Annotated in this window: 15 protein-coding genes and 1 pseudogene; 12 read left to right on the top strand and 4 right to left on the bottom strand. The window is 75.5% G+C overall.

What is annotated here, in order from left to right:
- Positions 1 to 45: 45 nt before the first annotated feature.
- Positions 46 to 1,812 carry a proline--tRNA ligase gene (locus ACZ6Q9_RS15285; protein WP_396829202.1) on the bottom strand — a complete coding sequence of 589 codons (1,767 nt, stop codon included), beginning with the start codon at positions 1,810 to 1,812 and terminating at the stop codon, positions 46 to 48.
- 152 nt (positions 1,813 to 1,964) lie between these two features.
- Here ACZ6Q9_RS15285 and ACZ6Q9_RS15280 point away from each other — a divergent pair, with 152 nt between their 5' ends.
- The 7 genes and pseudogenes from ACZ6Q9_RS15280 to ACZ6Q9_RS15250 all read left to right on the top strand — a co-directional run bounded on the left by ACZ6Q9_RS15280 (position 1,965) and on the right by ACZ6Q9_RS15250 (position 7,279).
- A complete protein-coding gene (locus tag ACZ6Q9_RS15280) occupies positions 1,965 to 2,495 on the top strand; it encodes a SigE family RNA polymerase sigma factor (RefSeq protein ID WP_393259586.1) in 531 nt (176 codons plus the stop codon).
- The gene (locus ACZ6Q9_RS15275; protein WP_393457585.1) at positions 2,492 to 3,667 is read left to right on the top strand and encodes a hypothetical protein; all 1,176 of its coding nucleotides are present in this window, start codon (positions 2,492 to 2,494) and stop codon (positions 3,665 to 3,667) included. The genes ACZ6Q9_RS15280 and ACZ6Q9_RS15275 overlap by 4 nt, the downstream gene beginning before the upstream one ends.
- 166 nt (positions 3,668 to 3,833) lie before the next feature.
- The gene (locus ACZ6Q9_RS15270) at positions 3,834 to 4,880 is read left to right on the top strand and encodes a hypothetical protein (protein ID WP_393457582.1); all 1,047 of its coding nucleotides are present in this window, start codon (positions 3,834 to 3,836) and stop codon (positions 4,878 to 4,880) included.
- A gap of 185 nt (positions 4,881 to 5,065) precedes the next feature.
- Positions 5,066 to 5,833 carry an SGNH/GDSL hydrolase family protein gene (locus ACZ6Q9_RS15265; protein ID WP_393457579.1) on the top strand — a complete coding sequence of 256 codons (768 nt, stop codon included), beginning with the start codon at positions 5,066 to 5,068 and terminating at the stop codon, positions 5,831 to 5,833.
- A 3-nt stretch (positions 5,834 to 5,836) separates the two neighbouring features.
- Positions 5,837 to 5,941, top strand: a pseudogene (locus ACZ6Q9_RS15260) (hypothetical protein); the annotation flags it as partial.
- Positions 5,942 to 6,093: 152 nt separating this feature from the next.
- A complete protein-coding gene (locus tag ACZ6Q9_RS15255; RefSeq protein ID WP_396829285.1) occupies positions 6,094 to 6,282 on the top strand; it encodes a hypothetical protein in 189 nt (62 codons plus the stop codon).
- Between the two features lie 94 nt (positions 6,283 to 6,376).
- The gene (locus tag ACZ6Q9_RS15250; protein ID WP_393457573.1) at positions 6,377 to 7,279 is read left to right on the top strand and encodes a sulfurtransferase; all 903 of its coding nucleotides are present in this window, start codon (positions 6,377 to 6,379) and stop codon (positions 7,277 to 7,279) included.
- Positions 7,280 to 7,302: 23 nt separating this feature from the next.
- Here ACZ6Q9_RS15250 and ACZ6Q9_RS15245 read toward each other — a convergent pair whose 3' ends face one another.
- Both ACZ6Q9_RS15245 and ACZ6Q9_RS15240 read right to left on the bottom strand, forming a co-directional pair.
- The gene (locus ACZ6Q9_RS15245; protein WP_393457570.1) at positions 7,303 to 8,517 is read right to left on the bottom strand and encodes a hypothetical protein; all 1,215 of its coding nucleotides are present in this window, start codon (positions 8,515 to 8,517) and stop codon (positions 7,303 to 7,305) included.
- On the bottom strand, positions 8,514 to 9,044 hold the full coding sequence (locus ACZ6Q9_RS15240) for a SigE family RNA polymerase sigma factor (protein ID WP_393457567.1): 531 nt from the start codon (positions 9,042 to 9,044) through the stop codon (positions 8,514 to 8,516). Before ACZ6Q9_RS15240 ends, ACZ6Q9_RS15245 begins: the two co-directional genes overlap by 4 nt.
- Before the next feature lie 133 nt (positions 9,045 to 9,177).
- Here ACZ6Q9_RS15240 and ACZ6Q9_RS15235 point away from each other — a divergent pair, with 133 nt between their 5' ends.
- Entirely contained in the window at positions 9,178 to 9,747 is a 570-nt protein-coding gene (locus tag ACZ6Q9_RS15235) for a VanZ family protein (protein ID WP_393457564.1), read from the top strand.
- On the opposite strand, the gene ACZ6Q9_RS15230 is transcribed toward ACZ6Q9_RS15235, so the two are convergent.
- The gene (locus ACZ6Q9_RS15230; protein ID WP_393457561.1) at positions 9,638 to 10,981 is read right to left on the bottom strand and encodes an MFS transporter; all 1,344 of its coding nucleotides are present in this window, start codon (positions 10,979 to 10,981) and stop codon (positions 9,638 to 9,640) included. The two genes, ACZ6Q9_RS15235 and ACZ6Q9_RS15230, sit on opposite strands and share 110 nt — an antisense overlap.
- A 118-nt stretch (positions 10,982 to 11,099) precedes the next feature.
- Here ACZ6Q9_RS15230 and ACZ6Q9_RS15225 point away from each other — a divergent pair, with 118 nt between their 5' ends.
- The 4 genes from ACZ6Q9_RS15225 to ACZ6Q9_RS15210 all read left to right on the top strand — a co-directional run bounded on the left by ACZ6Q9_RS15225 (position 11,100) and on the right by ACZ6Q9_RS15210 (position 17,943).
- Positions 11,100 to 12,887, top strand: coding sequence for an HSP90 family protein (locus tag ACZ6Q9_RS15225; RefSeq protein ID WP_393457780.1), 1,788 nt, complete (start codon positions 11,100 to 11,102; stop codon positions 12,885 to 12,887).
- 2 nt (positions 12,888 to 12,889) lie between these two features.
- Entirely contained in the window at positions 12,890 to 15,757 is a 2,868-nt protein-coding gene (locus tag ACZ6Q9_RS15220) for a hypothetical protein (RefSeq protein ID WP_396829201.1), read from the top strand.
- Positions 15,758 to 15,864: 107 nt separating this feature from the next.
- Positions 15,865 to 16,488, top strand: a complete 624-nt coding sequence (locus ACZ6Q9_RS15215) for a TetR/AcrR family transcriptional regulator (protein WP_396829200.1) — start codon at positions 15,865 to 15,867, stop codon at positions 16,486 to 16,488.
- A gap of 87 nt (positions 16,489 to 16,575) precedes the next feature.
- Complete coding sequence (locus ACZ6Q9_RS15210) at positions 16,576 to 17,943, top strand: acetyl/propionyl/methylcrotonyl-CoA carboxylase subunit alpha (RefSeq protein ID WP_396829199.1); 1,368 nt, start codon at positions 16,576 to 16,578, stop codon at positions 17,941 to 17,943.
- The last annotated feature ends 2 nt before the right edge of the window (positions 17,944 to 17,945 follow it).

Here is a 17,945-nt window from a genome sequence, read left to right as displayed (position 1 = left end):
GAGAACATCCGGCCGATCCGACTGCGGTACCCCGTGGCGCGCCCGCTACACGTCGCCGCGCTCCCGGAGCACCTCCGCGACGAGTCGCCCCGCCAGCCCGTCCACCGGCAGTTCGACGCGCTCGCCGGAGGCCCGGTCGCGCAGCTCGACGTACCCCTCGGCGAGGCGGCGGCCGACCACGACGGCGCGGGGGATGCCGACCAGCTCGGCGTCGGTGAACTTCACCCCGGCCGAGACGTGCGTCCGGTCGTCGACCAGCACCCGCAGGCCGTCGGCGGCGAGCCGCCCGCCGAGCTCCAGCGCCGCCTCCAGCTGCGGTCCCTTCCCGGCGGCGATCAGGTGTACGTCACACGGCGCGACCGCCGCCGGCCAGACCAGCCCCCGCTCGTCGTGGTGCTGTTCGGCGATCGCGGCCACCGCCCGGGACACCCCGATGCCGTAGCAGCCCATGGTCGGCCGGACCGGCTTGCCGGCCGGGCCGAGCACGTCGACGGCGAAGACGTCGGTGTAGCGGCGGCCGAGCTGGAAGATGTGCCCGATCTCGATGCCCCGCCGCATGGTCAGCTCACCGGTGCCGCAGGCCGGGCAGGGGTCGCCGACCCGCACCTCGGCCGCCTCGATCGTGCCGTCCGGCACGAAGTCCCGGCCACAGACCACGCCGGTGGCGTGCCGGCCCGGCTCGTTCGCGCCGGTCAGCCAGGCGGTGCCGGGCACCACCCGCGGGTCGACCAGGTAGCGGATGCCGAGCTTCGCCATCACCTGCGGGCCGATGTAGCCGCGGACCAGCTCAGGGTGGGCGTCCCAGCCGTCGAAGACGTCCACGGTGGCCGGCGCGACCGCCGCGCCGAGCCGCTTCAGGTCCACCTCGCGGTCGCCGGGCAGCCCCACCACCAGCAGTTCGGCCTCCTCCGCGCCGGGTCGGCGCAGGCGGAGCACCACGTTCTTCAGGGTGTCCGCGGCGGTCCAGTCGTCCCGGCCGCCCAGCCGGCGGGCGTTGGCCAACTCGACCAGGCTGGCGATGGTCGGGGTCTCGGGAGTGTCGTGCACCTGGGCCGCGGGCTGCGCGTCCGGGTCGCCGGCCGGCGGGGCGGGCGTGGTCACCGCCTCGGTGTTCGCGGCGTAGTCGCAGGCGGTGCAGCCGACGAAGGTGTCCTCGCCGACCGGCGTCGCCGCCAGGAACTCCTCCGACGCCGAACCGCCCATCGCCCCCGACATCGCCCGCACGATCGTGTGCTCCAGCCCGAGCCGGTCGAAGATCCGCCGGTACGCGCCCCGGTGCCGGTCGTACGCCGCCGCCAGCCCCGCGTCGTCGAGGTCGAACGAGTAGGCGTCCTTCATCAGGAACTCCCGCCCGCGCAGCAGGCCGGCCCGGGGCCGGGCCTCGTCCCGGAACTTCGTCTGGATCTGGAAGAGCGTCACCGGGAAGTCCCGGTACGAGGTGAACAGGTCCTTGACCAGCAGCGCGGCCAGCTCCTCGTGGGTGGGCGCGAGCAGGTGCTCGGCGCCGCGCCGGTCGGCGAAGGTGAAGATGTCGTCGCCGTACTCCGTCCACCGGCCGCTCGTCCGGTACGGCTCGGCCGGCAGCAGCGCCGGGAAGTGCACCTCCTGGTCGCCGATCGCCGTCATCTCCTGCCGGACCACCTCGGTGACCCGGTCCAGCACCAGCTTGCCCAGCGGCAGCCACGTGTAGCCGCCCGGTGCGGCGCGACGGATGTAGCCGGCCCGCAGCAGGAGCCGGTGGCTCGGCACCTCCGCGTCGGCCGGGTCCTCGCGCAGGGTCCGGAGCAGCAGGGTCGACATGCGTAGCAGCATTGGCGCAGCGTACGGCGGGCGCCAACGGGTCGGCGATCCGATTTGTCGCGCGCGGGGAAGATTTTCGCGGCCGGCGGCAACCCCGTCGGATCGGGGTGGCGTCTGGGATGGCGTCACGACCCTGCACCACCTACCCCCAAGGATCGGCTCGTGTGGACCCTCTCCTGAGTGAGTTCGACTCGTTCGTCCGGACCCGCACCCCGGCGCTGCTGCGGTCGGCCTACCTGCTCACCGGCGACCAGCACCTCGCCGAGGACCTCGTCCAGTCGGCGCTGGCCCGGACCCACCGCTCGTGGAACCGGCTGCACCACAGCGGAAACGCCGAGGCGTACACCCGCAAGACCATGTACCACCTGCAGGTCTCCTGGTGGCGGCGCCGCCGGGTCGCCGAGTCGATGCCGGGCGAGATGCCCGAGCCGCGCGGAGGCGACTCGGCCCCCGACCACGCCCAGCAGACCACGCTCCGGCTCACCCTGCGGGCCGCGTTGCAGAAGCTCTCCGCCAAGCAGCGCGCCGTGCTGGTCCTGCGGTTCTTCGAGGACCGCACCGAGGCCGAGGCCGCCGACCTGCTCGGCGTCACCGTCGGCACCGTCAAGAGCCAGACCTCCAAGGCCCTGGCCAAGCTGCGCACCGTCGCCCCGGAACTCGCCGAGCTGTACGTCCTGGAAGGAAGCGCCCGATGAACGACGACCGCCTCCGGCTCGACCTGGCCGCGCTCGCCGACGAGGTCAGCCCGGTCGACCTGCGCGACCGGGCCCTGCGTACCTCCCGTCGGCTCGGCGTCCAGCGCGCCGTCGCCACCTCCGCCGCCGCAGTGGTGATGCTGGGCGCGGCCACCGGCACCGCGTTCGCGCTGATGCCCCGCGACGACGGCCCCGCGCCCGTGCCGGCCACCACCCCTTCGACCACCCTCACCCCGACCCCGACCCCGAGCGAGGCGACGCCGACGACCACCGCCTCCCCGGAGGCCGCAGTGAGCTCCGGGGCGGCGGGGCCGACCGCGACCATCGGGCGGGTCTTCTACGGCCCGCAGCGCAGTGCGGAGGGCACGGGCCCGGTGCGCCTCTGGTCGTTCCGACCGGGCTCCGAGCCCGTCCGGCTTCTTTCCGTTCCGACCGACGCGGCGATCAGCAACGCGGTCGTCTCGCCGGACGGCGAGCGGGTGGCCTGGGTCGACGACTCCTCGTACCTCCACGTCGCCGACGTCGACGGCACAGGCGCGCGGACCTACCGCGGCAACCTCGTCGACCCGGACTGCTGGACGCCGGCGTGGGCGCCCGACTCGCAGCGAGTCACCGTGTTGCGGGTCGTCTCGGCCGAGCCGAGCCTGGTCACCGAGGTCGGGGTGGTCGAGCTGTCGACCGGGAAGTTCACCCGGATCGGCGACCTGCGGGGCTGCCACCCGCTCTGGTCCGCCGACGGGAAGGTGCTCGCCTTCCCCGACGCCTCGTCGGGTCGGGTGACGCTGACGGACCAGTACGGGCGGAAGAGCCGGTCCGTCCCGAACCTGGGCGGGAACGCCGACAGGAGTTGCTTCGACGTCGCGAGCCTCTCCCCGGACGGCTCCCGGATCGCGCTGCGCCTGCGGGGGCCGGGCGAGGAGTCGGGCGACGTGGCGCGGGAACTCGACGTCAACGCGGTGCTCGACACGCGTACCGGCAGGAAGCTCGACCTGGAACTCGGCGGCCGGAGGCTGCTCCAGGCGTACTTCCAGGCGGACGGGACGCTGGTCGCCAGGGTCGGCGCGGGTGACCGCAACGTGCTCGTGCTGCTCGACGGCGACGGCCGGAAGATCAGCGAGACGCCGGAGCCGACGTCCCTGAAGGCGCAGCAGATCCTGGGCGTCGCCGACTGAGCCGGATCTGCCCTGTCGAAGGCGGGCCACCCCTCCCCGGGGTGGCCCGCCTTTCGCGTCGAAAGAGTTCGCGGAATTTCTTCCGGCGACCGGCAACCCCGTCCGATCGAGGTGACGTCTGGGATGGCGTCACCACCGCGCACCACCATCCACAGAGGACAGAATCATGACCGTTGCCGTCGCCCGCGCCGCCCGCAGCACCCAGACCCTCCGGCGGGCCGTGGCCCTCTCGGTGGCCGCCCTGGCCCTCCTCGGCGGCGCGGCCTGCTCCGCTCCGGTCTCGGGGCCGGTCGCCGCCCCCGCCGCCCCCGCCGCCCCGGCCGACCCGCCGGCCGTCGCCCCGGCGGCCCAGCCGGCCGGCTCCTCCACCGTGTCGACCACCGGCAACGGCGGCGCGGCGGGCGGCCCGGCCACCCTCTACTACCTGACCCGTGACGGCGGCAGCCAGTACGTCACCTCGCTGCGCGACGGCAGGGTGACCCGGCACGCGGAGGTGCCGAACGAGCGGTACTGCGTGGGCAACTCGGTCTCGGTGTCGCCCGACGGCCGGCGGGTCGCCTGGGTGACCGGCAACGACCGGGGCGAGGGGCGGCTGACCGTGGCGAACCTGGACGGCTCCGACCGGAAGACCCTGCCGCAGCGGGTCTACTGCCTCGGCAACCACCCCGCCTGGGCCGGCGACTCCGGCTCCATGAAGGTGATCCTGGTCGGCTCGGGCACGAAGGGCCTGCTCGACCTGGCGACCGGCGCTTTCACGGCGCAGACGCCGGAGCAGTTCGCCCGGGACACGGTCCGCTCGGCGAACGGCGACTTCCAGGCGTACCGGGCGGACGACCGGATCGTGGTCCGGGACGCCCGGGGCCGGCTGGTCCGTGCGGTCCGGCACGGCGCGGAGACCGAGGAAGGCGGCTTCACCGTCACCGGCGTCTCCGACGACGGCCGCTACGTCGCCGTCGGCCCGCAGGCCACCGATCCCTCGCGGATCGTCTCGGGCTGGACGCTGGTCGACACCGCCACCGGCCGGAACGCGTCGCTGCCGGTCGAGGCCACCCGCGGCCACCTCTCCCTCTTCCTCGGCGCGGGGGGCGCGATGGTGATCCGGGTGCACGAGAACGGCCAGCCCGCCCGGATCCACGAGGTGAGCGCCTCCGGCGAGGTGACCAGCCGCCCGGAGCCGGCGGCGCTGGGCCGCCCGATCGGTCACCGCGCCTGAGGCGCGGACACGTGCGCCGGTCGGACCCGGCGCCCACCATCGCCGGGGCCGTCGCGACACGGGGCGCGACGGCCCCGGCGTGTCCGGTGGGACCTCCGCCACGTCGGGCGGTCGGCGCGGTGACGGGCCGGGCGGCCCGGTGACAGACTGGCCGGCGTCGACCGGGGCGACAGAGGGAGGCGCGGGTGCGCTGGCGCAGTTTCGTGGCGGTGGGAGACAGCTTCACCGAGGGCATGGACGACGCGTACCCGGACGGCACGTACCGGGGCTGGGCGGATCTCGTGGCCACCCGGCTCGCCGCCGAGGCCGGCCCCGACTTCCGGTACGCGAACCTGGCCATCCGGGGCCGGCTCTTCCCGAACGTGGTGGCCGAGCAGGTGCCGGCGGCGCTCGCGATGAAGCCCGACCTGATCAGCTTCGCCGCTGGCGGCAACGACGTGCTGCGCCGCACCTTCGACCCGGACGCGCTGGTGGCCCGCTTCGACGACGTGGTCCGGGACCTGCGCTCCGGCGGCGCCGACGTGGTCCTCTTCCGGTTTGCCGACGTGATGGCCCGGTTGCCCGGTCAGCGGCTCGTCGCGCCCCGGGTGCAGCTGCTCAACCGGGCCGTCGGCGAGACGGCCGAGCGGCACGGCGCGATCCTGGTCGACCTGTACGCCGACGACGCCTACCTGAACCCGATGCTGTGGAGCACCGACCGGCTGCACCTCTCGGCGGCCGGGCACCGGCGGGTGGCCGGGCAGGTGCTGACCGCGCTCGGCGTGGGCTGCGACGAGGAGTGGCTGATGGTGCCGCCGCACCCGGCGCCGACGCCCTGGCTGGCCGCGCGGGCCGCCGACCTGCGCTGGGCCGGGCAGCACCTGGCGCCGTGGATCAAGCGCCGGCTCACCGGCCGCTCGTCCGGCGACACGGTGACCGCGAAGCGGCCGTCGCTCGGCCCGGTCACGGACTGAGCCGTGCTCACCCTGCACACCGCGCCGCTGCTGCGGACCGCTCCCGACGCCCCGCCGACCGCCGGGGCCGCCGTCGTGGTCCGGGCCGACCGGATCGTCGCGGTCGGGCCGCTGGCCGAGCTGACCGGGACGTACGCCGGGGCCCGGGTCCGCTGCTGGCCGGGCACGCTCGGGCCGGGGCTGTTGCACGACGCCCCGCTGCCGGCCGCCGACACCCCGCGCGAGCGGGTGCACGCGCTGCTGCGTCGGGGAGTGACGCGGTGCTGGCGCGACAGGTGGCCGATCCCGCGCTGCGGGCCGCCGTGGACCGGGGCGACCTGCGGGTGCTGGCCGCCGCCGTGCCGCCGGAGCTGGTGCCGGGCGGTCGCGCGGACCTGGCCGTGTTCGACGCCGACGGCGCCTGCCTGGTGACCGTGGTCGCCGGTCGGATCGCCCACCGCCGCGCCTGACCGCCGCCCCCGGCATCGCTGCCCGCACCCGTCTCCGGCGACCCGGTTGCCGATGGCGGGCCGCCGGCCCGCGATCCGGCGTACCTTGGGGATCATGCCTGTGCCGAGCGATCCCGATCCCCGACTCCAGTCGTACGCGGACCCGCAGCGGCTCGTCACCACCCAGTGGCTGGCCGATCACCTGGGCGACGAGGGCCTCGTCGTCATCGAGTGCGACGAGGACGTGCTGCTCTACGACACCGGCCACCTCCCGGGCGCCGTCAAGGTGGACTGGCACACCGAGCTGAACGACCAGGTGACCCGGGACTACCTCGACGCGAGGAGCTTCGCCGAGCTGTGTGCCGCCAAGGGCATCGGCCGGGACGACACGGTCGTCTTCTACGGCGACAACTTCAACTGGTGGGCCGCGTACGCCCTCTGGGTGTTCTCGCTCTTCGGCCACCCCGACGTGCGGCTGCTCGACGGCGGGCGGCAGAAGTGGGCCGCCGAGGGCCGGGAGCTGACCCGCGACAAGCCGTCCCGGCCGCGCGCCGACTACCCGGTGCCGCAGCGCAACGACGCGCCGCTGCGGGCGTACCGGGAGCAGGTGATGGCGCACGTCGCGGCGGGTCGCCCGCTGGTCGACGTCCGGTCGCCGGGCGAGTACACCGGCGAGATGCTGCACATGCCCGACTATCCGCAGGAGGGCGCGCTGCGCGGCGGGCACATCCCGGGCGCGGTGAACAAGCCGTGGAAGTCCGCCGCGAACGACGACGGCACGTTCAAGTCGCCCGACGAGCTGCGGGCGATCTACGCCGACCAGCTCGGGCTCGCCCCGGACGACGACATCGTGGCCTACTGCCGAATCGGCGAGCGGTCGAGCCACACCTGGTTCGTGCTGCGGCACCTGCTGGGCTACCCGCAGGTGCGCAACTACGACGGCTCGTGGACCGAGTGGGGCAACCTGGTCCGGGCCCCCGTCGTGAAGGGCGACCAGCCCGGCGGCCTGCCGAGCTGACGCGCCGGCCGGTCCCGCGGGGCTCAGCCGGCGGCGAGGGAGACCGCGCCGTACAGGTTCCGCGTCACGCCGGTGATCTCGACGGTGTCCGGCCGCCAGCGCAGTAGCCCGCCGGGGCTGTGGCGGAGCAGCACCGAGCCGTCGCGGTCCCAGCCGAGCACCTCGCAGCAGCCCTTCCAGACGTCCCGGCCCAGGTTGAGCAGGTGGGTCACCACCCCGGTCCGGGCGTCCAGCACCGCGACCCCCTCCAGCGAACCCGTGTTGCCGGTGGTGATCCAGCCGGCCCGGGCCACCAGGTCGCCGCGCTGCCAGCCGCGCCCGTAGAAATCCTCGACCAGGTTGCCGGGGGGCAGCGCGCGGACGTCGACCGCGCGGCTGCCCCGGTGCGTGCCGCCGCCGCCCCACTCGATCCGCGTCAGGCTCAGCGGCGTACCGCCCAGCTCGAACAGGACGTTCGGCCGGTCGCCCCGACCGGGGTCGGCCGGGTCGCGCAGGTCGGGGGCGGCCGGGTCGGGCGTGACGACGTTCCATGGCGACACCGGCAGCTTCCGGGCGGTGCCCGTGCGCGGGTCCACCTCGTACGTCGTCGCGTCGTCGCCGACGAGCAGCCGGTCGCCGGACCAGAGGACGTGCTCCAGGTAGCCCTTGAGCGGGAACCGGCGGACCGCCGCGGTGGTCAGGTCGACCACGATCACCTCGTCGGTCTGGGCGAAGGCGGCCGTCCGCCCGTCCCGGGAGAGGCTGCCGGCCTTCAGCGGCACCGCCTCGTTGCCCTCGGCGTCGCGGGTCCGGGCCGGGGTGACCACGTCGAGGTCGCGGACGATGCCGTCGTCGCCGAGCACCCGGATCCGCCCCTCGGTGCCGGTCTGCGGGTCGACCGGCTGGTGCAGCGCCAGCGCCCGGCGGACCGGCTTGGCCGAGAGCGTCGCGCCGACCGGGTCACCGAGCCGGCCCAGCGGATCACCGGGGTAGCTCAGCTCGGCCGGCGGCGTCTGCACGGGCGCGGGGTGCCGGGTCGGGCTCGGTGTCGCGCTGGTGGCCGGTGGCGATGGGTCGGTGGGGCGCAGTGCGATTGTCGTACCGCCGGCGAGCAGCGCGACCGCGAGCGCGGCGGCACCGGCGGCGCGGCGGGTGCGCCGGACCCGGCGGGCACGTTCCCAGCCCGCCGTCGCCGGCTGTGCCGGCCGGACGTCCTCGGCGGCCAGGGTCAGCAGTCGGGTCAGTTCCTCTTCCTTCACGACGTCACCTCCATCCCGCTCGCCAGGCCGTCGTCGCGGCCCAGTTCCGGTGCGACCTCGCGGAGCCGGCGCAGCGCCGCGTGGCACTGGCTCTTCACGGTGCCGACGGTGACGCCGAGGGCCTCGGCGGTGGCCGCCTCGGTGAGGTCCTCGAAGTAGCGCAGCACCAGCACCGCCCGCTGCCGGGGCGGCAGGTGGTCGAGCGCGTCGCGCAGCGCGAGCCGCAGCGCCCCGTCGCCCTCCTGCGTCGCCCGTTCCGGCGGGTACGCGCTCAGCCACTCCCGTCGGCGTCGCCGCCACCAGGAGACGGCGTCGCGGTAGAGGATGGCCCGCACGTACGCGGCCGGGTCGCCGTGCCGCACGGTGGGCCAGCGCAGGGCGAGCTTGAGCAGCGCGTCCTGGAGCAGGTCCTCGGCCTGGTGCCGGTTGCCGCAGACCAGGTAGGCCGCGCGCAGCAGCCGGTGCTGGTGGCACTCGACGAAGGTGACGTAGCCGTCCCGCCCGTCGTCGGTCGTCGCCGGTCCCATCCGCCCTCCCCTCCGGCCAGCCGTCGCGTGCGGCGTCACCTGGCAGACGCACGGGCCCCCGGAAAAGGTTGGGCGGTCCCAGCGCCGGATCGCGACGCACCACCGCCAGGCGGTGCCCGGCTAGGCTGCGCCGGTGGCGCAGGTGTGGCGGGACTGGGGCGACGTCCTGCTCGCCGTGCTCGCCGGGCTGCCCCTGCTGGTCCTGGCCACCGCCGTGCTCGCCCGCGGCCGGCGGGACGCCGCGACCGCGCGGGAGGCGTGGCGGCGCAGCGTCGCCGAGGTGGGCGCGATGGCCGGCACCCTGCCCTGGGTGTGGATGATCCTCACCCCGCGCGCCGCGCCCCGCCAGGTCGACGTGGTGCCGCTGCGGGACCTGGTCGACCTGCTGGCCGGGCCGCCGGTGACCGCCGTGGTCCAGGTGGTCGGCAACCTGCTGGTCTTCGCCGCCCTGGGCTTCTTCGCCCCGGTACGGCTGGCCGCGCTGGCCGGCGTCGGGCGGCTGTTCCTGCTCGGCTCGGCCGGCTCCGTGCTGGTCGAGTCGTTGCAGTACGCGCTCGACCTCGGCCGGGTCTCCTCGGTCGACGACGTGCTGCTCAACGCGACGGGGGCCGCCCTGGCCGGCCTGCTGTCCCGGCGGTGGTGGGCGGGGCGGCGGGCGGCACCGGGGCGGACGGTCGCAGCACCCGCCACGCCGCGAGGGTGACCAGCACGAAGACGCCGGCCACCGCCGCCGCCACGGGCCCGACCCCGTACGCCGCACCGCCCAGCCCGGCGAGCGCCGCCCCCACCGGTGCGGTGAGCAGGCCGACCATCCGCTGGGCGGAACCCACCCGGCCGAGCAGGTGGGCCGGCACGTGGCCCTGCCCGTACGCGGCCCAGAGGCTGTTCCACACCGTGGTGCCGGCCGCGAAGACGGCCAGCGCCAGCCCGCCGGGCAGCGGGTGCCGGGCCAGCGCGAGCCCGGTCAGCGCGACGGCCTGGGCGGCGAGCACGGCGCGGAGCGCGGGCACTGTGCCGAGTCGGGCGGCCAGCCTGCCCGCCCCCAGCCCTCCGGCAAGCCCGCCGAGGACGGCCGCCGCGGCGAACAGCCCGTACCCGGCGGGCGGCACCCGCAGCACGTCGAGCGCGTAGAGCACCAGCACCGCCAGCAACCCGCTGATCGCCAGGTTGCTCCCGGCGGTCAGCACGGTGATCCGCCACAGCATCACATCCCCGCGCACCCACCGCACACCCTCGAAGACCTCCCGCCACACCGCCCCCTTCCTCCCGCCAGGCCCCGGCCCCCGCCCGCTCTCCGCGATCTTGCAGTTGTGGTCCTCGTTTTGCGGCGTATTGGCGGGTTTGTCGGGGCGCAACGTGCAAGATCGCGGGTGGCTCAGGGCGAGGGTGAGGAGGGCGGCGGCGGCGAAGGTGAGGGCGTCGAGGGCGAACGGCAGGGGCGCGGCGAGGGCGAAGAGCACGCCGGCGGCGGGGGCGCCGAGGAAGCCCCCGGCCACCGCCGTGCCGGCCTGGAGACGGCCGTTGGCGTGGGACAGGGCGGCCGGCGGCACCACCGACGGCAGCATCGCGAACGCTGCCGCGTCGAACAGGGTGCCGAGCGCGGCGAGCAGGAACGCCGCCGCCACCAGCGCCGCGACGCCGGCCCGGTCGAGGGCGACCGCGACCGCCAGCCCGCCCACCACGGCGGCGCGCAGCCCGTCCACCGCCGCCATCGTGCGGCGGCGGTCCCAGCGGTCCGCGTACACGCCGCCGAGCAGGCCGAACAGCAGCGGCGGAAGCTGCCCGGCCACGGTCACCGCCGCGATCACCCGGGGGTCGCGGGTCAGCGTCGCGGCCAGCAGCGCCAGTGCCGGCGTACGCAGGGCGTCGCCGAGGCGCGAGGACACGGCGGCGGACCAGAGCAGCCGGTAGTCGCGGCCGAGCGGGGATGCGGTCATGACGGCGAGCCTCGGGGGTCGACCGGGTCGAGGGTCAAGTCGCCGGGAAAGGGGGACGCGCGTGTCGGTGATCATCGGTACGGTGGGCGCCGGCATCGGATCCGGGGAGCACTCCAGCGTGGACCACACCTTCCAGGTCGACCTCCGTGGCGTGGTCGACCTGCTCAGTCACCACCTCTACGGCAGCCCGCGGGTGTACGTCCGCGAGCTCCTGCAGAACGCCGTCGACGCGATCACCGCGCGCCGCGCGACCGACCCCGACGCGCCCGCGCTGGTGCGCGTCGAGCCTCCGGAGCTGACCGGCGACGGCACGCTGCGGGTGCACGACACCGGCATCGGCCTCACCGAGGCGCAGGTGCACGAGCTGCTCGCCACCATCGGCCGCAGCTCCAAGCGCGACGAGCTGGGCTTCTCCCGGCACGAGTTCCTCGGTCAGTTCGGCATCGGCCTGCTCTCCTGCTTCCTGGTGGCCGACGAGATCCGGGTGGTCACCCGGCACGGCGACCACCCGACGGTGCACTGGACGGGTCACTCCGACGGCCGGTACGCCGTCGAGCTGGCCGCGCCCGGCGCCGGGCGGGCCGAGCCGGGCACCACGGTGACGCTGGTGCCGCGCCGCGACGCCGACCAGTGGTTCGGCACCCCGACGGTGGTCGACCTGGCCCGGCTCTTCGGCTCGCTGCTGCCGGTCACCGTCCGGGTCGGCGACGTGGTGACCACCGCCGGCCCGCCGCCCTGGCCGGCCACCCCGGGCGCGCCGGTCGACCGGGCTGTGCTGGTCCGCCACGCCCGGGAGACGCTCGGCTTCGACCCCTTCGACGTGCTGCCGCTGTCGGTGCCGGAGGCCGGCCTGACCGGGGCGGCCTTCATCCTGCCGAACCCGGTGAACCCGGCGTCCCGGGCCGGCCACAAGGTCTACCTCAAGCGGATGCTCCTCACCGAGCACGCCGACGGGCTGCTGCCGGACTGGGCCTTCTTCGCGCACTGCGTGGTGGACGCCAGCGAGCTGCGGCCGACGGCCAGCCGGGAGGCGCTCTACGAGGACGGCCTGCTCGCGGCGACCCGGGAGGCCCTCGGCGACCAGGTGCGCGGGTGGCTGGTCCGGCTCGCCAAGCACGACCCGCGGCGGCTCGCCGAGTTCCTCCAGGTGCACCACCTCGGGGTGAAGGCGCTCGCTCTGCACGACGACGAGATGCTCCGCCTGGTCGACCAGTGGTGGCCGATGGACACCAACGTCGGCACGCTCACCCTGGCCGAGTTCCGGCAGCGGCACGGGGTGGTCCGCTACGCGGCCAGCCTGGACGAGTTCCGCCAGCTCGCCGCCGTCGCCGCCGCGCAGGACCTGGCGGTGGTGAACGCCGGATACACCTACGACACGGAGCTGGTCGAGCGGCTGCCCACGGTGGACCGTTCCGTGCTGATCGAGCGGCTGGAGCCCAGCGACCTGACCACCCGCTTCGACAGCCTCGACCCGCAGGTCGAGCTGGCCCTGCGGCCGTTCCTCACCGGCGCCCAGCGGGCCCTGGAACGGCTCGGCTGCGAGGTGGTGGTCCGGGCGTACGACCCGGTCTCGCTGCCGGCGCTCTACCTGGTGAGCCGGTCGGCGGCGTTCAACGACCAGCTCGCGGCGACCCGGGACCGGGCCGACGAGCTGTGGGGTGGGGTGCTCGACGCGCTCGCCGCCTCCGCGCCGCCGGACCGGCCACAGCTGGTGCTCAACCACCGCAACCCGCTGGTCCGCCGGGTCACCACGTTGACCGACCCGGAGCTGGCCGGGCTGGCCGTGGAGGCGCTCTACGGGCAGGCGCTGCTGCTCGGGCACCATCCGATCCGCGCGGCCGACGCCGCGCTGCTGAACAGTTCCTTCCTCGGCCTGCTCGGCCGGGCCGTGCCGGGACAGGAGTGATTGTGAGCACCGAGGACGAGGACCTGTGGCGGGTGCTCCGCGAGGTCGGCAACATGCCGTACGGCGCGGGGCAGATCGCCGCCATCGAGCAGCTGCTGCGCCGGGTGGACGCCGGCGACGACCGGGAGCTGGCCTTCGTGACCCGGATGCAGGCCACCACCGCGTACGTCTACGGCGGTGAGCCGGCCAAGTCCTTCGTCACCTTCTCGTGGTGCCTGGCCGAGTTCGACCGCGACCCGCAGCCCTACCACCCGCGCTACGCGCACCAGCTCCTCTGGCACGTCAAGTACATGGTCACCGGCCTGCTCCGGTTCCCCGAGGTGCCACTGGACCGCACCTACGCGGTGCTCGACGACATGGAGCGCCGCTACCGGGAAGGCGGCCACAGCCTCCAGGCCGTCCACAAGCACCGGTTCCTGGTGGCGGACCACCTGGGCGACGCCGACGCGGCCGCGCACTGGTACCGGCTCTGGCAGACCACCCCCCGCGACGAGCTGTCCGACTGCGCCGGCTGCGACCCGACGACCCAGGTGCAGTACCTCGCCGACACCGGCCGGCACGCCGAGGCGGTCGCGCTGGCGGAGCCGGTCCTCGCCGGCCGGCTGAGCTGCACCGAGCAGCCGCAGGCCATCCTCACCGCGCTGCTGGTGCCGTACCTGCGCACGGAGCGCGGGGAGGAGGCGCGCGACGCCCACCGGGAGGCGTACCGCCGGCTGCGGGGCAACCTCTCGGACCTGTGGGACATCGGCAACCACGTCGAGTTCTGCACGCTGACCGGGAACGACGCCCGCGCGGTGGAGATCGTCGAGCGGCACCTGGACTGGCTGGACCGGGCTCCCTCGCCGGCCGCCGCCATGCACTTCGCCGCGGCCGGTGCCGCCGCGCTGCGCCGGGCCGGCGAGCTGACCGTCTACCGGCGGGCGGCCGGCGACCGGCCGGCCGGGGAGATCACGGCGTCCGCGCTCGCCGCCGAGCTGACCGCCACCGCGACCGCGCTGGCCGCCCGGTTCGACGCCCGCAACGGCACCTCGTACCAGTCCGAGTGGGTGGCCCGTCGGCTCGCCGCCGAGCCGACGGGTGCGCACCTGCCGCTCTCGGCCAGCCTGCGCCGTCGGCCCGTCCGGACGGCGCCGGCCGGTCCGGCCGGCGCGGCCGACCGCGCCCCGGCACCGGGGGCCGCAGGCGCCGCCAGCGTCCCGGTGCCGGCCGACGCCGGCGCCGACGAGCTGCTCGACTTCGCCGAGGAGCGGCTGCGCCGCCACGACCGCGAGGCGTTCCGGGCCGCGCTGGCCGCCTGGGACGACCGGTTCGACGCCGGGGAACTCCCGGCAGGGACGGCGGCCCACCGGTTGGAGTTGCGCGCCGCCGAGCTGGGCGACGAGGACGCGCCGGCCACGGTCGAGGCCCACCGGGCGGCGATCGCGGCCTACCGGGAGCTGGGTGACGAGGTTCGGGCGCAGGTCGTCGCCGGCCGGCTCGGCGTGCTGCTGGCCATGGCCGACGAGAGCGCGGACGAGGGGCTGGAGCTGGTCCGGGCGTCCGCCGACGTGCTGGACCGGCGGGGCGACGACCGGCAGCGGGCCGCCGGGCTGGACCGGGTCGCGCTGGCGCTCATGCACCGGGAGCGCTGGGCGGAGGCGCTCGACGCCCTCGACCGGGTGCCGGCCGAGGCGGGCGGCGACCCGTGGCTGGCCGCCCGGATCGCACTGCACCGGGCCCACGTGCTCGAACAGCTCGACCGGGAGGCGGACGCCCGGGCCGCCGCCCACCGGGCCCGTGACCTCGGCCGGGACCTCGGTCTCGGCGACGTCGTCACCGCCGCCTGCCTGGCGTACGCCCGGACGGCCGACGAGCCGGCCGAGGCGGTCGCCGCCTGCGACGAGGCGCTGCGGGTGGCGCCGGCCGAGGCGTGGTTGCCGGTGCGGGTCACCCGGGCCCGGGCGCTGATGGCCGCCGGCCGTGCCGCCGACGCGGTGGACGACTTCGCCGAGGCGGTGACCCTCTGCGTCGAGCGGGGCGCGGAGGGGGACGCCTTCCTGCGCTGGGAGCTGGCGAACGCGTACCGGGTCGCGGGCCGGTTGGGCGAGGCGGCCGAGGTCGCGGAGGAGGCGGTGCTCGGGCTCGACCGGCTCGGCGCGCAGGCCGAGGCGGACCGGTGCCGGCACCTGCTGGCCGGCGTCTACGAGGGGCTGGGCGAGATCGACCCGGCGCTCGCCCTGCTGGGGCAGCTCGCCGAGAACCTGGACGGACCGGACAACCTCCCGCACCGGGCGCAGGTGCTGGAGGAGGCCGGCGGGATCCTCTACGACGCCGACCGGGACGCGCTGGCGGCGGGGCGGTTCGCGGCGGCGGCGACCGCGTACCGGCAGGCCGACCTGCCGCTCGACGAACTCCGGGCCCGCCGCCGGCAGGCGTACGCGGAGTTCTGGTCGGGTGACGAGGCGGCGGCCCTGCGCACCGTCGGGGTGCTGGACGGGTTGGCGGCGGCGCTGGCCGGGCAGCCGGACGAGCCGCCGCCGGTGACGTACGAACTGGCGCTGGCGGCCGAGGTCGGGGCGCGGGTGCTGACCGGCGACGGCCGGGAGGCCGAGGCGTACGACCGGCTGGCCGGGGTGCCCGCCCGGCTCCGGTCGATCGAGGCGTTCGGCGAGGCCGCGCAGGTGGAGGTCTTCACCGGCGAGCTGCTGCTGCGCCTGGAGCGGCCGGCCGAGGCGGAGCTGCTGCTGCGCGAGGTGCTCGGCGGGCTGCCCGCCGGGTCCCGTCCGGTGCAGCAGGCCGCCTGGCTGCTGGCGCGGGCGCTGGACATGCTGGATCGACCGGCCGAGGCCACCGCCCTGCGGGCCGAGTACGACCTCGACCACGAGCACTGACGGTCGCGCCGTCCGGGCCGGGTTTCCCCAGGTGCCCGGCCCGGACGGAAGCAACCGGTGGGTAACCGAGCCTCCACGCCGCCCGCGACTCGGTCTACGCTTGCCCGGTGACGGTCGAGCAGCAGGCACGGGGCAGGGCGAGCGGCACCGCGGGGTCGGGCCGGCGTCGGTCCCGCAAGGACGAGATCCTGGAGATCGCGGTCGGCCTCTTCGCCTCGCGGGGCTACCACGGCGTCTCGATGGACGACATCGGCGCGGCCGCCGGGGTCACCGGTCCGGCGCTCTACCACCACTTCGCCGGCAAGGAGGCGATGCTGGCCGCCGCGCTGATCCCGGTCAGCGAGGAGTTGCTCGCCGGTGGTCAGCAGCGCTCCGGCGACCATCCGGACGACCCGCGCGGCGCGCTGGAGTCGCTGATCGACTTCCACGTCGAGTTCGCGCTGGCCAACCCGGCGGTGATCGCCCTGCACCTGCATGAGCTGGACCGTCTTCCGGACGAGCCGCGCCGCCGGATCCGCCGACTCCAGCGGCTCTACGTCGAGCAGTGGGTGACCGTGCTGACCGCGCTGCACCCGGGCATGCCCGACGGCGAGGCGCGGGTGCTGGCCCACGCCGCGTTCGGCCTGATGAACTCGACGCCGTTCCTCGGCGGCGAGGTGGACCGGCGGCGCCGGGCCGAGCTGCTGCGCGCGGCCACCCTGGCCGCCCTGCTGGCCCACCTCGAACGGTGATCCCGGGCGTCCCGGGGGCGACTCGTCAGTAACCGGGCGGCCGTGGTTACCTGGCACCCGTCCCGACCCCGGACGCTGGGAGGAAACATGATCGAGTCGCTGCTGGTCGCCAACCGTGGCGAGATCGCCCGCCGGATCATCCGTACCGCCAGGCGGCTCGGCATCCGCGCGATCGCGGTGCACTCGGAGGCCGACGCCGGCCTGCCGTTCGTCACCGAGGCCGACGAGGCGGTGTGCGTGGGTCCGGCGAACCCGGCCCAGAGCTACCGCAACGTCGAGGCCATCCTCGCCGCCGCCAAGTCGACCGGCGCGCAGGCGATCCACCCCGGCTACGGCTTCCTCTCGGAGAACGCCGACTTCGCCCGTACCGTCGAGGCGAGCGGGCTGATCTGGGTCGGGCCCGGCGCGGACGCGATCACCGCGATGGGCGACAAGATCAACGCCCGGAACCTGATGGCGGCGGCCGGGGTGCCGGTGGCGCCCGGCACCACGGACCCGGCGGCCGACCTGGACGCGGCCGTCGCGGCGGCGGCGGAGATCGGCTACCCGGTGATGGTCAAGGCCGCGGCCGGCGGCGGCGGCATGGGCATGGGCGTGGCGAACGACGAGGCGGCGCTGCGCACCGAGTACGACAAGGTGCGCGCGTTCGCCGAGCGGATGTTCGGCGACGGCTCGGTGCTGATCGAGCGGTACTTCCCCCGGGTGCGCCACGTCGAGGTGCAGATCCTCGGCCTGGCCGACGGCCGGGTGGTGGCGCTCGGCGAGCGGGAGTGTTCGGTGCAGCGGCGCAACCAGAAGCTGGTCGAGGAGTCGCCGTCCCCGGCGGTCTCGCCCGAGCTGCGTGAGCGCTTCCTGGCCGCGGCCGTGCGGGCCGGCGAGGTGGTCGGCTACCGCAACGCGGGCACGGTGGAGTGCCTGCTGGTCCCGCGTGAGCGGGACACGAAGGGTGACGGCTCCGGCTCCGAAGCATTTTTCTTCCTGGAGATGAACACGCGGCTCCAGGTCGAGCACCCGGTCACCGAGCTGGTCTACGGCGTCGACCTGGTCGAGGAGCAGTTGCGGGTGGCCGCCGGCCTGGCCCCGACCTTCGACCCGGACGCGCTCGCCCCGCGCGGGCACGCCATCGAACTGCGGATCAACGCCGAGGACCCGAAGCGCTTCCTGCCCGGCCCGGGCACGATCACCGCGTGGACGGAGCCGACCGGCGACGGGGTCCGCATCGACTCGGGCTACGTGGCCGGCAACACGGTCACCCCGTTCTACGACAGCCTGATGGCCAAGCTGATCGTCAGCGGGACGGACCGCGCGGAGGCGATCGCCCGCGCCCGCGCCGCGGTGGCCGGCTTCGAGCTGACCGGCCCGAAGTGCAACCTTCCGTTCTTCGCCGAGCTGTTGGAGAACGAGGAGTTCCTCTCGGGCGACTACGACACCGGCATCGTCGGCCGGATGCGCTGACC

It is taken from the genome of Micromonospora sp. NPDC049139 (genome assembly GCF_055586845.1).
The sequence above is the reverse complement of the archived record's forward strand: the minus strand, read 5'-3'. Positions and strand labels throughout refer to the sequence as shown.

Excerpts from the sequence above, each read along its gene's own strand:
- ACZ6Q9_RS15285 (WP_396829202.1), bottom strand. The coding sequence starts at position 1,812 with ATGCTGCTACGCATGTCGACCCTGCTGCTCCGGACCCTGCGCGAGGAC.
- ACZ6Q9_RS15210 (WP_396829199.1), top strand. The coding sequence starts at position 16,576 with ATGATCGAGTCGCTGCTGGTCGCCAACCGTGGCGAGATCGCCCGCCGG.
- ACZ6Q9_RS15275 (WP_393457585.1), top strand. The coding sequence starts at position 2,492 with ATGAACGACGACCGCCTCCGGCTCGACCTGGCCGCGCTCGCCGACGAG.
- ACZ6Q9_RS15270 (WP_393457582.1), top strand. The coding sequence starts at position 3,834 with ATGACCGTTGCCGTCGCCCGCGCCGCCCGCAGCACCCAGACCCTCCGG.
- ACZ6Q9_RS15240 (WP_393457567.1), bottom strand. The coding sequence starts at position 9,044 with ATGGGACCGGCGACGACCGACGACGGGCGGGACGGCTACGTCACCTTC.
- ACZ6Q9_RS15250 (WP_393457573.1), top strand. The coding sequence starts at position 6,377 with ATGCCTGTGCCGAGCGATCCCGATCCCCGACTCCAGTCGTACGCGGAC.
- ACZ6Q9_RS15230 (WP_393457561.1), bottom strand. The coding sequence starts at position 10,981 with ATGACCGCATCCCCGCTCGGCCGCGACTACCGGCTGCTCTGGTCCGCC.